At 63.3% G+C, this 16905-nt stretch carries 24 protein-coding genes and 1 tRNA gene; 2 read left to right on the top strand and 23 right to left on the bottom strand.

Annotated features, from left to right (window positions below; translation table 11 throughout):
- Positions 1-63: 63 nt before the first annotated feature.
- The 18 genes from ABIC94_RS00655 to rplN all read right to left on the bottom strand — a co-directional run bounded on the left by ABIC94_RS00655 (position 64) and on the right by rplN (position 8985).
- Positions 64-140 (bottom strand) — tRNA-Met (locus tag ABIC94_RS00655).
- A gap of 18 nt (positions 141-158) precedes the next feature.
- The gene (gene rplQ / locus ABIC94_RS00660) at positions 159-557 is read right to left on the bottom strand and encodes a 50S ribosomal protein L17 (protein WP_337310008.1); all 399 of its coding nucleotides are present in this window, start codon (positions 555-557) and stop codon (positions 159-161) included.
- Between the two features lie 86 nt (positions 558-643).
- Positions 644-1633, bottom strand: a complete 990-nt coding sequence (locus ABIC94_RS00665) for a DNA-directed RNA polymerase subunit alpha (RefSeq protein ID WP_009124827.1) — start codon at positions 1631-1633, stop codon at positions 644-646.
- A gap of 128 nt (positions 1634-1761) precedes the next feature.
- Positions 1762-2385: a 30S ribosomal protein S4 gene (gene rpsD / locus ABIC94_RS00670; protein WP_013544104.1), complete on the bottom strand. Its 624-nt coding sequence runs from the start codon at positions 2383-2385 to the stop codon at positions 1762-1764.
- A gap of 130 nt (positions 2386-2515) precedes the next feature.
- On the bottom strand, positions 2516-2920 hold the full coding sequence (rpsK, locus tag ABIC94_RS00675) for a 30S ribosomal protein S11 (protein ID WP_009124825.1): 405 nt from the start codon (positions 2918-2920) through the stop codon (positions 2516-2518).
- 12 nt (positions 2921-2932) lie between these two features.
- Positions 2933-3298 (bottom strand): 30S ribosomal protein S13, encoded by a 366-nt coding sequence (gene rpsM, locus ABIC94_RS00680; RefSeq protein ID WP_013544105.1) that lies wholly within the window; start codon positions 3296-3298, stop codon positions 2933-2935.
- 23 nt (positions 3299-3321) lie between these two features.
- Positions 3322-3435: a 50S ribosomal protein L36 gene (gene rpmJ, locus ABIC94_RS00685; RefSeq protein WP_013544106.1), complete on the bottom strand. Its 114-nt coding sequence runs from the start codon at positions 3433-3435 to the stop codon at positions 3322-3324.
- Positions 3436-3510: 75 nt separating this feature from the next.
- Positions 3511-4824 (bottom strand): preprotein translocase subunit SecY, encoded by a 1314-nt coding sequence (gene secY, locus ABIC94_RS00690; RefSeq protein ID WP_354370621.1) that lies wholly within the window; start codon positions 4822-4824, stop codon positions 3511-3513.
- Between the two features lie 26 nt (positions 4825-4850).
- Entirely contained in the window at positions 4851-5282 is a 432-nt protein-coding gene (gene rplO, locus ABIC94_RS00695; RefSeq protein WP_013544108.1) for a 50S ribosomal protein L15, read from the bottom strand.
- A gap of 11 nt (positions 5283-5293) precedes the next feature.
- Positions 5294-5479 (bottom strand): 50S ribosomal protein L30, encoded by a 186-nt coding sequence (rpmD, locus tag ABIC94_RS00700; RefSeq protein ID WP_009124818.1) that lies wholly within the window; start codon positions 5477-5479, stop codon positions 5294-5296.
- Positions 5480-5514: 35 nt separating this feature from the next.
- Positions 5515-6033, bottom strand: a complete 519-nt coding sequence (gene rpsE / locus ABIC94_RS00705; protein ID WP_028258414.1) for a 30S ribosomal protein S5 — start codon at positions 6031-6033, stop codon at positions 5515-5517.
- Positions 6034-6051: 18 nt separating this feature from the next.
- Positions 6052-6417 (bottom strand): 50S ribosomal protein L18, encoded by a 366-nt coding sequence (rplR, locus tag ABIC94_RS00710; RefSeq protein ID WP_038111818.1) that lies wholly within the window; start codon positions 6415-6417, stop codon positions 6052-6054.
- 14 nt (positions 6418-6431) lie between these two features.
- On the bottom strand, positions 6432-6965 hold the full coding sequence (gene rplF, locus ABIC94_RS00715; protein ID WP_009124809.1) for a 50S ribosomal protein L6: 534 nt from the start codon (positions 6963-6965) through the stop codon (positions 6432-6434).
- Between the two features lie 24 nt (positions 6966-6989).
- Entirely contained in the window at positions 6990-7385 is a 396-nt protein-coding gene (gene rpsH / locus ABIC94_RS00720; protein ID WP_015867797.1) for a 30S ribosomal protein S8, read from the bottom strand.
- Positions 7386-7405: 20 nt separating this feature from the next.
- Positions 7406-7711: a 30S ribosomal protein S14 gene (gene rpsN / locus ABIC94_RS00725; RefSeq protein WP_015867798.1), complete on the bottom strand. Its 306-nt coding sequence runs from the start codon at positions 7709-7711 to the stop codon at positions 7406-7408.
- Positions 7712-7719: 8 nt separating this feature from the next.
- Complete coding sequence (gene rplE, locus ABIC94_RS00730; protein ID WP_013544114.1) at positions 7720-8259, bottom strand: 50S ribosomal protein L5; 540 nt, start codon at positions 8257-8259, stop codon at positions 7720-7722.
- An 11-nt stretch (positions 8260-8270) separates the two neighbouring features.
- A complete protein-coding gene (gene rplX, locus ABIC94_RS00735) occupies positions 8271-8603 on the bottom strand; it encodes a 50S ribosomal protein L24 (RefSeq protein WP_307703873.1) in 333 nt (110 codons plus the stop codon).
- 13 nt (positions 8604-8616) lie between these two features.
- Positions 8617-8985: a 50S ribosomal protein L14 gene (rplN, locus tag ABIC94_RS00740; RefSeq protein WP_009124801.1), complete on the bottom strand. Its 369-nt coding sequence runs from the start codon at positions 8983-8985 to the stop codon at positions 8617-8619.
- A gap of 270 nt (positions 8986-9255) precedes the next feature.
- On the opposite strand from rplN, the gene ABIC94_RS00745 reads away from it, so the two are divergent.
- Both ABIC94_RS00745 and proC read left to right on the top strand, forming a co-directional pair.
- Positions 9256-10389 carry an esterase-like activity of phytase family protein gene (locus ABIC94_RS00745; protein ID WP_436317922.1) on the top strand — a complete coding sequence of 378 codons (1134 nt, stop codon included), beginning with the start codon at positions 9256-9258 and terminating at the stop codon, positions 10387-10389.
- Positions 10386-11243, top strand: coding sequence for a pyrroline-5-carboxylate reductase (gene proC / locus ABIC94_RS00750; RefSeq protein ID WP_354370623.1), 858 nt, complete (start codon positions 10386-10388; stop codon positions 11241-11243). Before ABIC94_RS00745 ends, proC begins: the two co-directional genes overlap by 4 nt.
- A 21-nt stretch (positions 11244-11264) precedes the next feature.
- Here proC and ubiA read toward each other — a convergent pair whose 3' ends face one another.
- The 5 genes from ubiA to ABIC94_RS00775 all read right to left on the bottom strand — a co-directional run bounded on the left by ubiA (position 11265) and on the right by ABIC94_RS00775 (position 16848).
- Positions 11265-12125 carry a 4-hydroxybenzoate octaprenyltransferase gene (gene ubiA, locus ABIC94_RS00755; RefSeq protein ID WP_354370625.1) on the bottom strand — a complete coding sequence of 287 codons (861 nt, stop codon included), beginning with the start codon at positions 12123-12125 and terminating at the stop codon, positions 11265-11267.
- Positions 12126-12186: 61 nt separating this feature from the next.
- Positions 12187-12762 carry a Dps family protein gene (locus tag ABIC94_RS00760; RefSeq protein WP_354370626.1) on the bottom strand — a complete coding sequence of 192 codons (576 nt, stop codon included), beginning with the start codon at positions 12760-12762 and terminating at the stop codon, positions 12187-12189.
- A 137-nt stretch (positions 12763-12899) separates the two neighbouring features.
- Positions 12900-13865 carry a LysR substrate-binding domain-containing protein gene (locus ABIC94_RS00765; protein WP_354370627.1) on the bottom strand — a complete coding sequence of 322 codons (966 nt, stop codon included), beginning with the start codon at positions 13863-13865 and terminating at the stop codon, positions 12900-12902.
- A 102-nt stretch (positions 13866-13967) separates the two neighbouring features.
- The gene (gene recG / locus ABIC94_RS00770; protein ID WP_354370628.1) at positions 13968-16085 is read right to left on the bottom strand and encodes an ATP-dependent DNA helicase RecG; all 2118 of its coding nucleotides are present in this window, start codon (positions 16083-16085) and stop codon (positions 13968-13970) included.
- 91 nt (positions 16086-16176) lie between these two features.
- Positions 16177-16848, bottom strand: coding sequence for a DUF4166 domain-containing protein (locus tag ABIC94_RS00775; protein ID WP_354370630.1), 672 nt, complete (start codon positions 16846-16848; stop codon positions 16177-16179).
- Positions 16849-16905: the final 57 nt, after the last annotated feature.

A 16905-nucleotide genomic window follows, 5' to 3' on the forward strand; every position in this document is an offset into this window, starting at 1 on the left:
CTTTTATTTGAATTCACCGGCCAAAGAAAAAAGGCCCTTTGAAATTCAAAGGGCCTTTTAAATTGGTTGCGCGAGCAAGATTTGAACTTGCGACCTTTGGGTTATGAGCCCAACGAGCTACCAGGCTGCTCCATCGCGCGGCAAGATGGAATTATACCTTATTCAGCAGCGCCTTGCTCGGCATCTGCTTCTTTAATTTCAGGACGGTCGACCAGTTCGACCAGAGCCATCGGCGCGTTGTCGCCCACGCGGAAACCCATTTTCAGGATGCGCGTGTAGCCGCCCGGACGTGCCGCGAAACGCGGGCCCAGATCGGCGAAGAGCTTGACGACGCTGTCGCGGCTGCGCAGGCGGTCGAAGGCCAGGCGCTTGTTGGCGAGCGTCGGCTTCTTGGCGAGCGTGATCATCGGTTCGATGACGCGGCGCAGTTCCTTGGCCTTGGGGACCGTGGTCTTGATGACTTCGTGCTCGATGAGCGAATTCATCATGTTCTGCAGCATCGCAAGGCGGTGCGAGCTGGTGCGGTTGAGTTTGCGGAGTCCGTGTCCGTGACGCATGGTGCTTTTCCTTTACTTTATTAAACAGGCAGCCGTATCAGGTACTGCCCGGGCACGAGCCCTCATGGGCTCAATTCTTCAAAAAATCAACGCTTGTCGAGGCCGGCCGGCGGCCAGCTTTCAAGCTTCATACCCAAGGTCAGGCCGCGCGAAGCGAGGACTTCCTTGATTTCGTTGAGCGACTTGCGACCCAGGTTCGGGGTCTTGAGCAGCTCGTTCTCGGTGCGCTGGATCAGGTCACCGATGTAGTAGATGTTTTCGGCCTTCAGGCAGTTGGCCGAGCGCACGGTGAGTTCGAGCTCGTCGACAGGGCGCAGCAGGATCGGGTCGAATTGCTGTGCGCTGCGCGGTGCCGGGGCATCGAATGCAGCCAGTTCGCCGCCTTCGAGCTGTGCGAACACTGCAAGCTGCTCAACCAGGATTTTAGCCGAGGCGCGCACGGCGTCTTCGGCGGTGATCGCACCGTTGGTTTCGATTTCAACCAGCAGCTTGTCCAGGTCGGTACGCTGTTCGACACGGGCACTTTCGACCGTGTAGCTCACGCGCTTCACGGGCGAGAACGATGCGTCCAGAACGATGCGGCCAATCGACTTGGTCGGCTCGTCGGCGTAGCGGCGCATCGTGCCAGGCACGTAGCCGCGACCCTTTTCAACCTTGATCTGCATGTCGAGCTTGCCGCCTTGCGACAGGTGCGCGATCACGTGGTCGGGGTTGATGATCTCGACGTCGTGCGGGGTCTGGATGTCCGACGCCAGGACCGGGCCTTCGCCGTCCTTGCGCAGGCTCAGCGTGACTTCGTCGCGGTTGTGGAGCTTGAACACCACGCCCTTGAGATTCAGCAGGATGTTGACGACATCTTCCTGCACGCCGTCGATCGACGAGTACTCGTGCAAAACGCCGGCGATCGTGACTTCAGTGGCCGAATAACCGACCATCGACGACAGCAGAACGCGGCGCAGCGCGTTGCCGAGCGTGTGGCCGTAGCCGCGCTCGAAAGGTTCGAGCGTGACCTTGGCCTTGTTGGCGGCAAGTTGCTCGACCTGAATGGTCTTGGGTTTCAGCAGGGTGGTTTGCATGCAGACTTCCTCTCAATACCCCCGGCTCGTTACACCGGTAAGGCTGGTGAAGCACCCGTCAAGAATGTCTCTTGACGGGAACAAAAAATACAAGTTCGAGCCGCGAAGCGGCTCGTTATCGTCTCTGTTTAACGCGAGTACAGTTCGACGATCAGCGATTCGTTGATGTCGGCTGCGAATTCGTCGCGATCGGGGACCTTCTTGAAGGTGCCTTCGGCCTTGTCGGCGTTCACTTCGACCCAAGCCGGGATACCGACTTGCTGGGCCAGCTGGAGCGCTTCGGCAATGCGGGTCTGCTTCTTCGACTTGTCGCGCACGGCGATCACGTCGCCGGTCTTCACCAGGTACGACGGAATGTTGACCGACTGGCCGTTCACCGTGATCGCCTTGTGCGACACGAGCTGGCGTGCTTCGGCGCGCGTCGAGCCGAAGCCCATGCGGTAGACGACGTTGTCCAGGCGCGATTCGAGGATGAACAGCAGGTTGGCGCCGGTGTTGCCACGGCGACGGTCGGCTTCTTCGAAGTAGCGGCGGAATTGCTTCTCGAGCACGCCGTACATGCGCTTGACCTTCTGCTTTTCACGCAGCTGCAGACCGTAGTCGGATGTGCGCTGACCCGAAGTGCGGCCGTGCTGGCCAGGCTTGGAGTCGAACTTGGCCTTGTCTTGAATGGAGCGGCGGGCGCTCTTCAGGAACAGGTCGGTGCCTTCACGGCGGGAGAGTTTGGCCTTGGGGCCGAGGTAGCGTGCCACGAGTTTTCCTTTGTGTCATCTGCCGCAGTTGCCTGCGGGAGCCATCGGCGAGGACGCGGATGGCGGTGGGCTTAGTAAAAAAACAAATGCGCAGCCGCTCAAAAGCCGGCTGCGCCTTGCGGACTGACGATCAGATGCGGCGACGCTTCTGGGGACGGCAGCCGTTGTGCGGAACGGGCGTCACGTCGGCAATGGAATTGATCCGGATGCCGAGCGCAGCCAGTGCGCGCACCGACGATTCGCGACCGGGGCCGGGGCCCTTGATCTCGACGTCGAGGTTCTTGATACCTTGTTCGACAGCAGCACGGCCGGCCACTTCGGAAGCAACCTGCGCAGCGAACGGCGTCGACTTGCGCGAGCCCTTGAAGCCCTGGCCACCCGACGAAGCCCACGACAGGGCGTTGCCCTGGCGATCGGTGATCGTGATGATGGTGTTGTTGAACGAGGCATGCACGTGGGCGATACCGTCCGCAACGTTCTTGCGAACCTTCTTGCGAACGCGCTGTGCGGCGTTGTTTGCAGGTGCTTTAGCCATGCTGGTCTATCCTTATTTCTTCAGGGACTGCGCAGCCTTGCGCGGACCCTTGCGGGTGCGGGCATTGGTGCGCGTGCGCTGGCCGCGCATCGGCAGGCCGCGACGGTGACGGAAGCCGCGATAGCAGCCGATGTCCATCAAACGCTTGATGTTCATCGTCGTCTCGCGACGCAGATCGCCTTCGATGGTGAACAAGGCGATCTGGTCGCGGATCTTTTCGAGATCGGCGTCAGTCAGGTCCTTGATCTTCTTCGAATATTCGATGCCGCTCGCTTCGCAGATTTGACGGGCGCGGGTGCGACCGATGCCGAAGATGGCGGTCAGGCCGATTTCAGCGTGCTTGTGCGGCGGAATGTTGATGCCAGCAATACGTGCCATGTGCGTCCTCTAATACTCTTCAATCAACCCTGGCGCTGCTTGTGGCGCGGGTCGGTGCAAATCACACGCACCACACCTTTACGGCGGATGACCTTGCAATTACGGCAGATGGTTTTGACCGAAGCCGAAACTCTCATTTCATTCTCCTAAAACTGTTTAACGTGGCGGTACACCGCCCACACCCAATATTCTCAATACTGAAACTCACAGCCCTACGATGTCTTGAAGTTAGCCTTCTTCAGCAGCGATTCGTACTGCTGGGACATCATGTAGTTTTGCACCTGGGCCATGAAGTCCATCGTGACGACCACGATGATCAGCAGGGAGGTACCACCGAAGTAGAACGGCACGTTGTACTTCAGGATCAGGAACTCGGGCAGCAGGCAGACGAAGGTGATGTACACCGCGCCGGCCAACGTCAGGCGAACCAGAATCTTGTCGATATAGCGAGCGGTCTGGTCACCCGGACGAATGCCCGGAATGAATGCACCGCTCTTCTTCAGGTTGTCGGCCGTTTCCTTGCTGTTGAACACGAGTGCCGTGTAGAAGAAGCAGAAGAAAACGATCGCGGCAGCGTACAGCAGCACGTAGATCGGCTCGCCCGGACGCAGCGCGCCGGCAATGTCCTTGATCCAGCGGAAGCCACCTTCACCGGTGCTGAACCAGCCGACCACCGTTGCGGGCAGCAGGATGATCGACGAGGCGAAGATCGGCGGAATCACACCGGCCATGTTCAGCTTCAAGGGCAGGTGCGACGACTGGCCGCCATAGACCTTGTTGCCGACCTGGCGCCGCGCATAGTTCACGAGGATCTTGCGCTGGCCGCGTTCGACGAACACCACGAAGTAGGTGACCAGCACCACGATCGCGATGATGAAGAGCGCAATGATCGGGTTCATCGCACCGGTGGTCACCAGCGAAGCGAGGCCGCCAATGGCGCTCGGCAGACCGGCCGCGATACCCGCAAAGATCAGGATCGAAATGCCGTTGCCCAGGCCGCGTTCGGTGATCTGCTCGCCGAGCCACATCAGGAACATCGAACCTGCCGTCAGGCTCACCATCGCGGTCAGGCGGAAGCCGAAACCGGGGGAGTTCACCAGACCGGCCGACGATTCGAGGGCCACTGCGATGCTGAACGACTGGAACAATGCCAGGCCCAGCGCGCCGTAGCGCGTGTACTGAGTGATCTTGCGGCGGCCAGCCTCGCCTTCCTTCTTCAATTGCTCGAAGGTAGGAACCACGTAGGTCATCAACTGCATGATGATCGACGCCGAGATGTACGGCATGATCCCCAACGCGAACACGGTGAAGCGCGACAGCGCCCCGCCCGAGAACATGTTGAACAGGCTCAGAATGCCGCCCTGCTGGCCCTGGAACAACGCAGCCAGCTGGTCCGGGTTGATGCCCGGCACAGGAATGTGCGCGCCGATCCGATAGACCACGAGCGCGAGCAGCAAAAAGACGAGCCGACGGCGGAGGTCGCCGAACTTGCCTGTTTTTGCGATCGTTGCCGCGTTAGTTGCCACGAAGAACTTCTTTCAGTCCAGTGTGATCAGGCGATGCTGCCGCCGGCTGCTTCGATAGCAGCCTTGGCACCAGCGGTTGCGCCCACGCCCGTCAGCTTGACGGCCTTGGTGAGTTCACCGGTCTTGATGATCTTGACGACCTTGGCGAGCTGGCCCACGAGGCCGGCTTGCTTGAGCGCCAGGACATCGACTTCGGCCAGGCCGAGCTGCTCGAGAGCAGTCAGCGTGACTTCGGCGTTGAACTTCAGCAGGTGCGACTTGAAGCCACGCTTCGGCAGGCGACGCTGCAGCGGCATTTGACCGCCTTCGAAGCCGACCTTGTGGAAACCGCCTGCGCGCGACTTCTGACCCTTGTGACCGCGACCTGCGGTCTTGCCGATACCGGAGCCGATACCGCGGCCAACACGACGCTTGGCGTGCTTGGCGCCGGCTGCCGGCTTGATGCCATTGAGTTCCATATCAGTCTCTCTTACAGAACTTTGACCAGATAACTGATCTTGTTGATCATGCCGCGCACCGCCGGGGTGTCTTGCAGCTCGCTCACGCTGTTGAGCTTGCGCAGGCCGAGGCCACGCACGGTCGCGCGATGCGATTCCTTGGTGCCAATCGGGCTCTTGACCAATTGCACCTTGAGGGTTTGTTGTTGCGTCGTCATTTGAATGCTTCCTTCAGCCTTGCGAGAGCTTGCGCTCAGGCGAAGATTTCTTCGACGGTCAGGCCGCGCTTGGCAGCCACTTCGGACGCGGTCGTCGAGTTCTTCAACCCGTCGAGCGTGGCGCGAACCATGTTGTAGGGGTTCGACGAACCATGGCTCTTGGCCACGATGTCGGTGATGCCCATGACTTCGAACACGGCGCGCATCGGGCCGCCAGCGATGATGCCGGTACCCTTCGGGGCCGGGATCATGACCACCGAGGCAGCGCCCCAATGGCCCGTCACGCGGTGATGCAGTGTGCCGTTCTTGATCGAGATCTTGGCCAGGTTGCGACGGGCTTCTTCCATCGCCTTTTGCACTGCAGCGGGCACTTCCTTCGACTTGCCCTTGCCCATGCCGACGCGGCCTTCGCCGTCGCCCACGACCGTGAGTGCTGCGAAACCGAGGATACGACCACCCTTCACCACCTTGGTGACGCGGTTGATCGCGATCATCTTCTCGCGCAAACCGTCTTCAGGGCCTTCGTTCTGCGTTCTTGCTTGAATCTTTGCCATTTTGAATCTCGTGTCCGGTTAGAACTGCAGACCGGCTTCGCGAGCCGCATCGGCCAGCGCCTTGACGCGGCCGTGGTACGCAAAACCTGCGCGGTCGAAGGCGACCTTCTCGACGCCGGCAGCCTTCGCCTTTTCAGCGATGCGCTTGCCGATGGCCGTTGCAGCGGCGGCATTGCCACCCTTGCCCGAGCCGCCGAGTGCCGTGCGCACTTCGGCTTCGGCCGTCGATGCGGTGGCGATCACCTTGGTGCCGTCGTCGGAGATGACGGTGGCATAGATGTGCAGGTTGGTGCGGTTCACCGTCAGACGGGCCACGCCCTGCGTCGCGATGCGAATGCGGGTCTGGCGCGAGCGGCGAAGACGCTGTGCTTTTTTGGTCAACATCATTTTGCTGCCCCTTACTTCTTCTTGGTCTCTTTGATCACGATCTTCTCGTCCGAATAACGGATGCCCTTGCCCTTGTAAGGCTCAGGCGGACGAACAGCGCGGATCTCAGCGGCGATTTGACCAACGCGCTGACGGTCAGCACCCTTGATCACGATTTCGGTCGGGGTCGCAGTGGCCACCGTGATGCCTTGCGGCATGTCGATGTTGACCGGGTGCGAGTAACCGACTTGCAGGTTCAACTTGTTGTTGGACGCTGCAGCCTTGTAGCCGACGCCGACCAGGTTGAGCTTCTTCTCGAAGCCCTTGGTCACGCCAACCACCATGTTGTTCACCAGCTGACGGATCGTGCCGCTCATCGCATTCGCTTCACGCGACTCGTTGGCGGGTTCGAAATTCAGCTTGCCGTCATTGCTGACGATCTTGACCAGTGCGTTGCGTGCCAGGTTGAGCGTGCCGCCCGTACCCTTGACGCTGATCTGGTCTTCCTTGATCGACACATCCACGCCTGCGGGGATGGTGATCGGCATTTTTCCTACTCGGGACATTTCAGTTACTCCTCGATGTCTCGGTTAGGCGACGTAGCACAGCACTTCGCCACCGACACCGGTAGCGCGCGCCTTGCGGTCCGTCATCACGCCCTTGGGGGTCGTGACGATCGCAACGCCGAGGCCGTTCTGGACTTGCGGAATGGAAGCACTGGCCTTGTAGACGCGCAAGCCAGGGCGGCTCACGCGCTCAATGCGCTCGATGACCGGACGGCCAGCGTAGTACTTCAGGGTAATGACGAGTTCGGTCTTGCCGTCTTCGGTCTTGACCTGGAAGCCGTCGATATAGCCCTCGTCCTTCAGGACTTGCGAGATCGCGATCTTCACCTTGGAAGACGGGACCGACACAGTGGGCTTCGCCACCATCTGCGCGTTACGGATACGCGTCAGCAGGTCGGCAATGGGATCACTCATGCTCATGTTGTTTGCTCCTGCCTGGCTTACCAGCTGGCCTTGGTGACACCGGGGATGTCGCCATTGAAAGCCAGTTCGCGGATCTTGGCGCGGGCCAGACCGAATTGACGGAAGGTGCCACGTGGGCGGCCGGTGATTTCGCAACGGTTGCGCTGACGCGTGGGGTTCGCGTTGCGCGGGAGCTTTTGCAGGCCCAGGCGGGCAGCAGCGCGCTCTTCGTCGCTCTTCTTCAGGTCGTTGGAAATTGCCTTCAGTTCCGCGTGCTTCGCAGCGTACTTGGCGACCAGCTTGTCGCGCTTGAGTTCGCGTTGGATCAGGGATTGTTTAGCCACGGTTCGCCTCAGTTCTTGAACGGGAAACGGAAACCAGCGAGAAGCGCCTTGGCTTCTTCGTCGGTCTTGGCCGTCGTCGTGATGCTGATGTTGAGACCGCGCAGGGCATCGACCTTGTCGTATTCGATCTCGGGGAAAATGATCTGTTCCTTGACGCCGATGTTGTAGTTGCCACGGCCGTCGAACGCACGGCCGGAGATGCCGCGGAAGTCGCGAACACGCGGCAGCGCGATGGTCACGAAACGATCCAGGAACTCGTACATCTGCACGCCACGCAGCGTGACCATGCAGCCGATCGGCTGGTTTTCGCGGATCTTGAAACCGGCGATGGCCTTCTTCGACTTGGTAACCACGGGCTTCTGGCCGGCGATCTTGGTCAGGTCGGCGACAGCGTTGTCGAGAACCTTCTTGTCGGCGACAGCTTCACCCACGCCCATGTTGAGCGTGATCTTGGTGAGGCGGGGGACCTGCATCGGCGACTTGTAGCCGAACTTTTCCGTCAGGTCTTTCGCGATCTTTTCGCGATAGTGTTGTTGGAGACGTGCCATGTGAGTACCTCTTAGGCGAACTTGATTTCGTCGCCGCTGGACTTGAAGACGCGAACAGCCACGCGCTTGCCGTCAGCACCCTGGGTGATCTTGATGCCCACGCGATCGGCCTTGCCGGTCGCGGCATTGAAGATCGCCACGTTGGATTGGTGAATGGGCATGGTCTTCTCGACGATGCCGCCGGTCGTACCCTTGAGGGGGTTCGGCTTAGCGTGCTTCTTGACGATGTTCACGCCGTCGACGACGAGGTGCGAATCATCCTTGCGTAGCGAGACGACGCCGCGCTTGCCTTTGTCGCGCCCGGCCAACACGATGACCTGGTCGCCTTTGCGAATCTTGTTCATGGCGTTGTTGTCCTTAGAGAACTTCGGGGGCCAGCGACACGATCTTCATGAACTTTTCGGTGCGCAGCTCGCGCGTCACCGGTCCGAAGATGCGGGTGCCGATCGGCTCCAGCTTGGCGTTGAGCAACACGGCTGCGTTGCCATCGAATTTGACGAGCGAACCGTCGGCGCGACGGATGCCCTTTGCGGTGCGGACCACCACTGCGCTGTAGATCTCGCCCTTCTTGACGCGACCACGCGGAGCGGCTTCCTTGATGCTCACCTTGATGACGTCGCCCACGCTGGCATAACGCCGCTTGGAGCCACCGAGCACCTTGATACACAGGACGGACTTCGCGCCTGTGTTGTCGGCCACTTCGAGCCGGGATTCAGTTTGGATCATTGCTAGTAGTTCCCAACTTGTACCGATGCGCCTCCGGGAGGGAAACGCTGCGGTCAGTCTTGGGCCCGTCGTCTGCACCTCGAACCACTCGAGGCACTTCCGCTTTGGGCTGAAAGCTTCGCCTTTTTTGAAGCGAAGCCTGCGATTGTGGCACGAAGCCAAAGGCACGTCAACTGCCTTCTGACCGAGAAATGTACCGGAACTAGACTTGGCGGGGTGCACACCCTTGTTTCAGCCCCGCGGAAGTCCCCGCCAACGCCACGCCGCAGGCTGCTGCTGGCCGGCGTGGCCGCCGCCTTTACGGGATGGGGAGGCCCGGGATCGGGGGGTTGCGGAAGTCCGGCACTGCCGTTGCCGGGGGCGGGACGGCTGCGCCGCCTTGCGGAGGCATACTGGCCGCACCGGCTCAATATACAAGGCACGACGGCGGGCGGCGTCTCGGGCATCGACTACGACGCAGAGAGAAGTGAATACTTGCTACTGAGCGATGACCGGTCAGACCTGGATCCCGTCCGCTTCTACACCGCCTCTTGGCCTGCGCCGTGGGCCGAGCCACCAGAACCCAAATCTGTGGTTCAGCTGCAACGCCCAGGCGACCTTTCCTGGCCAGCACGCCGCGCCGCTGAGCCTGGCCTTCCTGTTCCGGACCCCGAATCGCTGCGCCTTCGGCCGGGCGTCGGCACCCTGCTTTGGACGAGCGAGGGCGACGTGGTGCGCGGGTTCGGGCCCGCGTTCCATGAATCGGCGCGCGACGGGCGCCTGCTGCGTGAATTCGCTCTCCCGGCCATGTTCGCCCCCGATCCGGCTCGGCGCCGCGGCCCGCGCGACAACCTGGGCTTCGAGGGCCTGGCGCCGACGCCCGATGGCCGCCACGCCTGGTTGGCCATGGAAAACGCGTTGATCCAGGACGGCCCGGCTCCCACCACCAGCGCGGCGGGTGGCCCCTGCCGGCTGACGCTGATCGACCTGGAGAATGGCCATGCCACGCGCCAGATCGCCTATGTTCCCGATGCGATTCCGCTGCGCCCAATCGTGCCCGGCAGTTATGCCGACAACGGCATCAGCGAGATCCTGATGCTCGACGCCGACCGCATGCTGGTGCTCGAGCGTGCCTACGCCACCGGCATCGGAAATTCGCTGCGCCTTTACGAAATCAATACCCGCGACGCCACCGATGTGCTGAATGTCGACATGCTCGCCGCGGGCAACCATCCTCCAGCCCGGAAGACGCTGGTCGCCGACTTCGCCTCGCTCGGCCTTTCTCGCCTCGACAACACCGAGGGCATGTGCTGGGGACCGGCGCTGCCGGACGGCAAGCGCATGCTGGTGGTCGTGAGCGACGACAATTTCAACCCACTGCAGACAACCCAGTTCGCGGCATTCGAATACACCGACCAACCATGACCATCGCAGTCACTTTTCTGCCCCGCACCGCGCCGGCACCTCTCCCTCCGATCGCCTTCATCGGCGGCGGCAACATGGCCAGCGCCATCATCGGCGGCCTGATCAAGCAGGGCACGCCTGCCGACGCGTTCGAGGTGGTGGAGCCCTTCGAAGAAGCCCGCAAGAAGCTGGTGCAGTCCTTCGGCATCACCGCGCATGCGGAGGCCGGCGAGGCCCTGTCGCGCTGCGCGGTGGTGGTGTGGGCGGTCAAGCCGCAAACTTTTGCGGAAGCCGCCCGCCCGGTGCGCGCATTCGCCGAAAACGCCCTGCACCTGAGCGTCGCGGCAGGCATTCCGTCGACCAGCATTGCGCGCTGGCTCGGCAGCGAGCGCGTGGTGCGCGCGATGCCCAACACGCCCGCGCTGGTCGGCCAGGGTATGACTGGCCTCTATGCGCGAGCCGGCGTGGACGCCGCCGACCGCGTACTGGTCGGGCAACTGCTCGCGCCGACCGGCGAACTGCTCTGGGTCGACGACGAAGCGGCGCTCGACGCGGTCACGGCCATGTCCGGCTCGGGCCCCGCCTACGTGTTCTATTTCATCGAGGCGATGACCGAGGCCGGCGTCGAAATGGGCCTGTCGCCCGACCAGGCACAGCGGCTGGCCATCGGCACCTTCACCGGCGCCTCGGCGCTCGCGCACAGCGCCACAGAGCCGCCATCGGTGCTGCGCGAACGCGTGACTTCGAAGGGCGGAACGACCTATGCGGCCCTCACGTCGCTAGAGGGCGCCGACGTCAAGGCGAAGTTCAAGACCGCCATTCGCGCGGCGCAGAAGCGCGCCGCCGAGCTGGGCGACGAATTCGGCAAGGCCTGAGCGGCTCGCCGATCGCTCGATCTATTTCAGCGCGTAGCCGGCCGCGATGCCGGCAAAGACGGTGAAGCCCAGCCAGTGGTTCAGCCGGAAGGCCTTGAAGCAGCCGTCGCGGCCGCGGTCGCGAATCAGCCGCCAATGCCAGCCCGCCTGCGCCACGGCAACGGCAATGGCCGCGAAAAACACGGCGCCCAGCCCCCGGCTCGCGCCGGCCCACGCCCAGACGGCCAGAAACAGGGCGTAGCTCGCCATCACGGCCGCCACATCGAAGCGGCCGAAGGTGATGGCCGAGGTCTTCATGCCGATCTTGAGGTCGTCGTCGCGGTCGACCATGGCGTACTCGGTGTCGTAGGCCAAGACCCAGAACAGATTGCCGGCGAGCAACCAGGCGGCAAACACCGGGACCGTGGATTGCACCGCCGCAAAAGCCATCGGAATGCCGAAGCTGAAGGCAATGCCGAGCACCGCCTGAGGAACCGACACGAAGCGTTTGGCGAACGGATAAATCAGCGTGATGGCCAGTGCCGCGAACGACCACAGGATGGTGAGCCGATTGGTCGTGAGCACCAGCCCGAAGGCCAGCAGCGCCAGCACCCCGCCCAGCACCAGCGCCTCCCTGACCGAAACCGCGCCGCTGGTCACCGGCCGCTGCGCGGTTCGTTTCACGTGGCGGTCGAAGTCGCGGTCGGCCACGTCGTTGACGCAGCAGCCCGCGCTGCGCATCAGGATGGTGCCCAGCACGAACACGATCAGCAAATGCCAGCCGGGCCAGCCCTCGGCCGCAAACCAGAGCGCCCCCAGCGTGGGCCAGAGCAGCAGCAGCCAGCCCGCGGGGCGGTTCCAGCGAATCAGGTCGAGATAAAGCGCAAAACGGCGGGCGAGCATGCGGCAGGCAAAAAAAGAGCGGCCATTGTGCCGCTCTCGGGTTCCGGATTCGCGCGCTCGCTCAGTCTTCGAGCAGCGAACGCAGCATCCAGGCGGTCTGGTCGTGCACCGTGCAGCGCGCGGTCAGCATGTCGGCCGTCGGGTCGTCGCCGGCTTCTTCGGCCACCGGGATGAACTCGCGCGCGATGCGCGACACGGTTTCGTGGCCCTTGACCAAAATGCGCACCATCTCCATCGCCTTTGGCGGGGTCTGCGGAACGTCGGGCACGGTCGCGATCTTGCTGAACTCGGCGTACGAACCGGGCGCGTAGTGGCCCAGTGCGCGAATGCGTTCCGCCAGCACGTCGGTGGCGCCCCAGAGCTCGGTGTACTGGCCCATGAACATCGCATGCAGCGAGTTGAAGTGCGGCCCCGTCACGTTCCAGTGGAAGTTGTGCGTCGTAAGGTAGAGCGTGTAGGTGTCGGCCAGCACGCGGCTCAAGCCCTCGGCAATCGCGGCGCGGTCCTGCCGCTCGATGCCGATGTTGATGATGGGCGCATTGCGGCTGCCGGACTCTTGCGCCACCAGGGCGCCGCCCTTCTTGGGCACCTTGCCCGACGAAGAGGACGACGATGTTTTCTTCGATGGTTTGGCCATGGCGTGAAACTCTTTCTTCAGGTTTTGCGAGACGTAGTTATTCTGAAAGCCGACCCGCGGCTTCGCAACAGCGTCACTCTATCCCGGCGATGAATGAATTCGAACGCCCGCCGCGTAGGCCAAACTCGCGAATTTCTTTATGACAGCCGCTTGACGCCCGGCAGCTCGCACGCATAGATGGCGTTGCGCAACGCGGCAATCGCCTCGTAGCGCGTGAAGGTGCGGCGCCAGGCCAGCACCACGCGCCGCGTGGGCGGGTCGCGGTCGTGCGCGTCGCGCACCGGCAGGTAGCGCACCATCTGCTCGGGCTCCTTGCGGCCCTTCACCTTGGGCTTGAGCGCCTCGGCGGGCACCGACAGGCGCGGCACCAGCGTCACGCCCATGCCGGAAGCCACCATGTGCTTGATGGTCTCGAGCGACGAGCCTTCGAAGCTCTTGCGAATGCCCTCGGCATTGCTCGAGAAGCGCGCGAACTCGGGGCACACCTCGAGCACGTGGTCGCGAAAGCAATGGCCCGTGCCGAGCAGCAGCATGGTTTCGTTCTGCAGCTCGTCGGAAGTGATTGATTCGCGGTCGGCGAACTTATGCTTCGTGGGCAGCGCCGCCATGAAGGGCTCGTCGTAGAGCGGCGCCATCGCCAGGCCGGTGTCGGGAAAAGGCTCGGCCATGATCGCGCAGTCGATCTCGCCGGCTCGCAGCATCTCGAGCAGCTTGGCGGTGAAGTTCTCCTGCAGCACCAGCGGCATCTGCGGCGTGCGCGCAATCACCTGGCGCACCAGGTCGGGCAGCAGGTACGGACCGATGGTGTAGATCACCCCGAGGTTCAGCGGGCCGGCCAGCGGGTCTTTTCCGCGCTTGGCAATTTCCTTGATGCTGGCAGCCTGGTCGAGCACGCTCTGCGCCTGCTGCACGATCTGCTCGCCCAGCGGCGTGACGGTGACTTCGCCCGCGCTGCGCTCGAAGAGCTTGACCTCGAGCTCGTCCTCGAGCTTCTTGATGGCCACCGAGAGAGTCGGTTGGGAGACGTAGCAGGCCTCGGCCGCCTTGCCGAAGTGCCGTTCGCGGGCTACTGCGACGATGTATTTGAGTTCTGTGAGAGTCATAGCTTGCGTCAATTATGCGCAAGGGTCTGTGACCGGGCACTGTCTGGGGTCGCCTTTCGGGCAATGGGGCCGCATCGGGACCCGCCGGCGCCGCAAACAGGCCTACGCCTTCAGGTACTCGGCCTTGGTGCCAAGCCAGCGGTCGATATGCCGCTGGGCCAGGTCCGGGTGCTTTTCGAGCATGACCGGCGCCAGCTCGCGGGCCCAGTCGAGCAGCATCACATCGGTGGTCAGGTCGGCAAAGCGCAGCAGCGGCGCGCCCGACTGGCGCGCGCCCAGGAATTCGCCGGGGCCGCGAATCTCGAGGTCGCGCCGCGCTATCTCGAAGCCGTCGCCGGTTTCGGCCATGGCCTTGAGGCGGGCTCGCGCCGCCTCGCCGACCCTGCCGCTGTCGCCCGGCGCATAGAGCAGCACGCAGGCCGAGGCCGCTGCGCCGCGGCCCACGCGGCCGCGCAGCTGGTGCAGCTGCGAAAGGCCGAAGCGCTCGGCATGCTCGATCACCATCAGCGAGGCGTTCGGCACGTCCACGCCCACCTCGATCACCGTGGTGCTCACCAGCACCTGGATTTCGTTGGCGGTGAAAGCCGCCATCACGGCCTGTTTCTCGGCCGTGGGCATGCGCGAATGCAGCAGCCCGACGTTGACCGCCGGGCCCAATGAATCCGCGAGTTCGTCGCGCGTCTCGGTGGCGTTGCGCAGGTCGACGGCCTCGCTCTCCTCGATCAGCGGGCAGACCCAGTACACCTGTCGGCCCTGCCCGATCTGCGCCTGGATGCGATCGATGACCTCGTCGCGCCGATGGTCGGCCACCAGCTTGGTGACGATGGGCGTGCGGCCCGGCGGCAACTCGTCGAGCGTAGACACATCCAGGTCGGCGTAGTAGCTCATCGCCAGCGTGCGCGGGATGGGCGTAGCGCTCATCATCAGCAGATGCGGCTCGAGATGGCCAACGGCTTTGCCGCGCAGCGCGAGCCGCTGGGCCACGCCGAAGCGATGCTGCTCGTCGATGATCGCCAATGCCAGGTTCTTGAAGCGCACTTTTTCCGAAATGACGGCATGGGTGCCGATCACCAGCGCCGCCTCGCCGCTCTCGACCGCGGCCGACATGGCGTCACGCTCCTTCTTCTTCTGGCTGCCCGTGAGCCAGGCCACGCGCAAACCCCGCTCGGCCAGCAGCGGATCGAGCCAGCCGACCAGCTTGCCGAAATGCTGGGCGGCAAGAATTTCGGTCGGAGCCATCAGCGCGCACTGAAAGCCCGCGTCAATCGCCCGCGCAGCAGCGAGCGCCGCCACGACTGTCTTGCCCGAGCCCACGTCGCCCTGCAGCAAGCGGTGCATCGGAATCTCGCGGCCCAGGTCGCGCGTGATTTCTTCGCCCACGCGCTGCTGCGCCCCGGTGAGGCCGAAGGGCAGCACCGCGAGCAATTGCGCATGCAGCGAAGTCGGCTCCGGCTCGATCGAAGAAGGCAGCACCGGTGCGCGCTGCGCCGCGCGCTCCAGCCGTGCCTGCAATTGCGAGAGCTGCTGCGCCAGCAGTTCCTCGGCCTTGATGCGCTGCCAGGCCGGATGGCTGTGGTCTTCGAGCGTCGCCATCGCCACATCGGGCGTGGGGTAGTGCAGAAAAGTCAGCGAACTTCGCAGGTCCCAGGCGCCGCGCAATCCGATCTGAACCGGAATCGTCTCGTCGAGCACCGCGCGCGCCAGGCCCGAACGCACCTCGCGCCGAAGCACCGGCTGAGCGAGGCCGGCCACGGTCGAGTACACGGGTGTGAGCGCCTCGGGCAGAGCGGTACCCGCCGCCTTGACGGTCGGATGCATGATCTGCCGCCCGACGAATCCGCCACGCACCTCGCCCCGCACGCGCACCCGCGCGCCGACCGCGAGCTGCTTCTGCTGCGACGGATAGAAATTGAAGAAGCGAAGCTGGCAGGTGTCGCTGCCGTCGTCGATGGTCGCGAGCAGCTGGCGGCGCGGACGGTACACGACCTCGCACTCGGTCACCACGCCTTCGACCTGCGCCAGGTCGCCGTCGCGCGTGTCGGCCAGCCGCACGATGCGGGTCTCGTCCTCGTAGCGCATCGGGAGGTAGAGCGCGAAGTCGATATCGCGCACGAGCCCGAGCTTGCGCAGCGCGCGCTGCACGAGGCTCAGGCCGACGCCCGGCGGCTGCGGCGGTGCGGCGCCGGTGGAAGGAGGAGACGGGGCTTTCTTGGCGGGCACGGGCAAGGCTTCTAGCGCGGTCTGCAAAGATCCGTCAAGGCACTCCCGGGGGCCGCCGCGCGCTGCAGCAACGCCAACGGATGCGCATCGGTCACGCGGCAACCGCTTTCGGTTCGGCCGCTTCCTCGAACACGCCGACCTGCGTGAAGGTCGTGCCCATCAGCCAGTGGCGTATCTCGATGCGGATGTTGAAGCGCTCGGGCGTCTCGTTGTGGTGCCAGAGAAAGGTCTTTCCCGGCGTGAACAAGCCCGGCAGAGGAATGCGCCAGCCCAGTACCTCCCAGAAATAACCGTCGCTCTGGAAATGCAGGCTGCCGTTCTCCACGCTCAACACCAGCTTCATGCCGAGGCCCATGCCCACGTACTCCAGCACTTCGCCGCGCTTGCTCTCGCGCATGAAGCTTGTGAACTGAATCGGCTTGCGGCCATGCAGGCGGTAGATGCGCTGCTTGTAGATGGACGGGTCCTGCGGCTTCGCATAGACCCGGATCTCGACCGGAAAATTGGTGTCGCTGTAGGGAATCAGCGCACCCTGAATCAGCGGCTGCGTCAGGTGTCCGAGCAGTTTTCCGAAGCGCGAGCAGCGCAGTTCGCTCAACGCACCAAGGTAATGCAATGCCTTCCCAGGCGACGGATTCTTGCCGAAGCGCCGGCGTATGTCGGGATGAAGCCCCTGCCAGGCGCTGCCCAGTATCTTTTTGAAGAGCTCGCCTTCGGAGGGACCGGGCCCGACCGAAACGCGCGCGGCAAGTGAATCAACCATTCGCCGATTCTGCCTCGGCAACCCGGCCGGACGCGCCGGTTTTCGGGGCATGGGACA

Source organism: Variovorax paradoxus (assembly GCF_040544635.1).
Classification (GTDB): domain Bacteria; phylum Pseudomonadota; class Gammaproteobacteria; order Burkholderiales; family Burkholderiaceae_C; genus Variovorax; species Variovorax paradoxus_R.

Bases quoted from the DNA above. Each gene is read 5' to 3' on its own strand.
- rpsK (WP_009124825.1), bottom strand. From the start codon at position 2,920: ATGGCTAAAGCACCTGCAAACAACGCCGCACAGCGCGTTCGCAAGAAG.
- rplF (WP_009124809.1), bottom strand. From the start codon at position 6,965: ATGTCCCGAGTAGGAAAAATGCCGATCACCATCCCCGCAGGCGTGGAT.
- rpmD (WP_009124818.1), bottom strand. From the start codon at position 5,479: ATGACGACGCAACAACAAACCCTCAAGGTGCAATTGGTCAAGAGCCCG.
- proC (WP_354370623.1), top strand. From the start codon at position 10,386: ATGACCATCGCAGTCACTTTTCTGCCCCGCACCGCGCCGGCACCTCTC.
- rplR (WP_038111818.1), bottom strand. From the start codon at position 6,417: ATGTTGACCAAAAAAGCACAGCGTCTTCGCCGCTCGCGCCAGACCCGC.
- ubiA (WP_354370625.1), bottom strand. From the start codon at position 12,125: ATGCTCGCCCGCCGTTTTGCGCTTTATCTCGACCTGATTCGCTGGAAC.
- ABIC94_RS00765 (WP_354370627.1), bottom strand. From the start codon at position 13,865: ATGACTCTCACAGAACTCAAATACATCGTCGCAGTAGCCCGCGAACGG.
- rpsM (WP_013544105.1), bottom strand. From the start codon at position 3,298: ATGGCACGTATTGCTGGCATCAACATTCCGCCGCACAAGCACGCTGAA.
- rplO (WP_013544108.1), bottom strand. From the start codon at position 5,282: ATGGAACTCAATGGCATCAAGCCGGCAGCCGGCGCCAAGCACGCCAAG.
- ABIC94_RS00775 (WP_354370630.1), bottom strand. From the start codon at position 16,848: ATGGTTGATTCACTTGCCGCGCGCGTTTCGGTCGGGCCCGGTCCCTCC.
- rplE (WP_013544114.1), bottom strand. From the start codon at position 8,259: ATGGCACGTCTCCAACAACACTATCGCGAAAAGATCGCGAAAGACCTG.
- ABIC94_RS00665 (WP_009124827.1), bottom strand. From the start codon at position 1,633: ATGCAAACCACCCTGCTGAAACCCAAGACCATTCAGGTCGAGCAACTT.
- rpsE (WP_028258414.1), bottom strand. From the start codon at position 6,033: ATGGCAAAGATTCAAGCAAGAACGCAGAACGAAGGCCCTGAAGACGGT.
- rplQ (WP_337310008.1), bottom strand. From the start codon at position 557: ATGCGTCACGGACACGGACTCCGCAAACTCAACCGCACCAGCTCGCAC.
- ABIC94_RS00760 (WP_354370626.1), bottom strand. From the start codon at position 12,762: ATGGCCAAACCATCGAAGAAAACATCGTCGTCCTCTTCGTCGGGCAAG.
- rplN (WP_009124801.1), bottom strand. From the start codon at position 8,985: ATGATCCAAACTGAATCCCGGCTCGAAGTGGCCGACAACACAGGCGCG.
- rpsH (WP_015867797.1), bottom strand. From the start codon at position 7,385: ATGAGCATGAGTGATCCCATTGCCGACCTGCTGACGCGTATCCGTAAC.
- rpmJ (WP_013544106.1), bottom strand. From the start codon at position 3,435: ATGAGAGTTTCGGCTTCGGTCAAAACCATCTGCCGTAATTGCAAGGTC.
- rplX (WP_307703873.1), bottom strand. From the start codon at position 8,603: ATGAACAAGATTCGCAAAGGCGACCAGGTCATCGTGTTGGCCGGGCGC.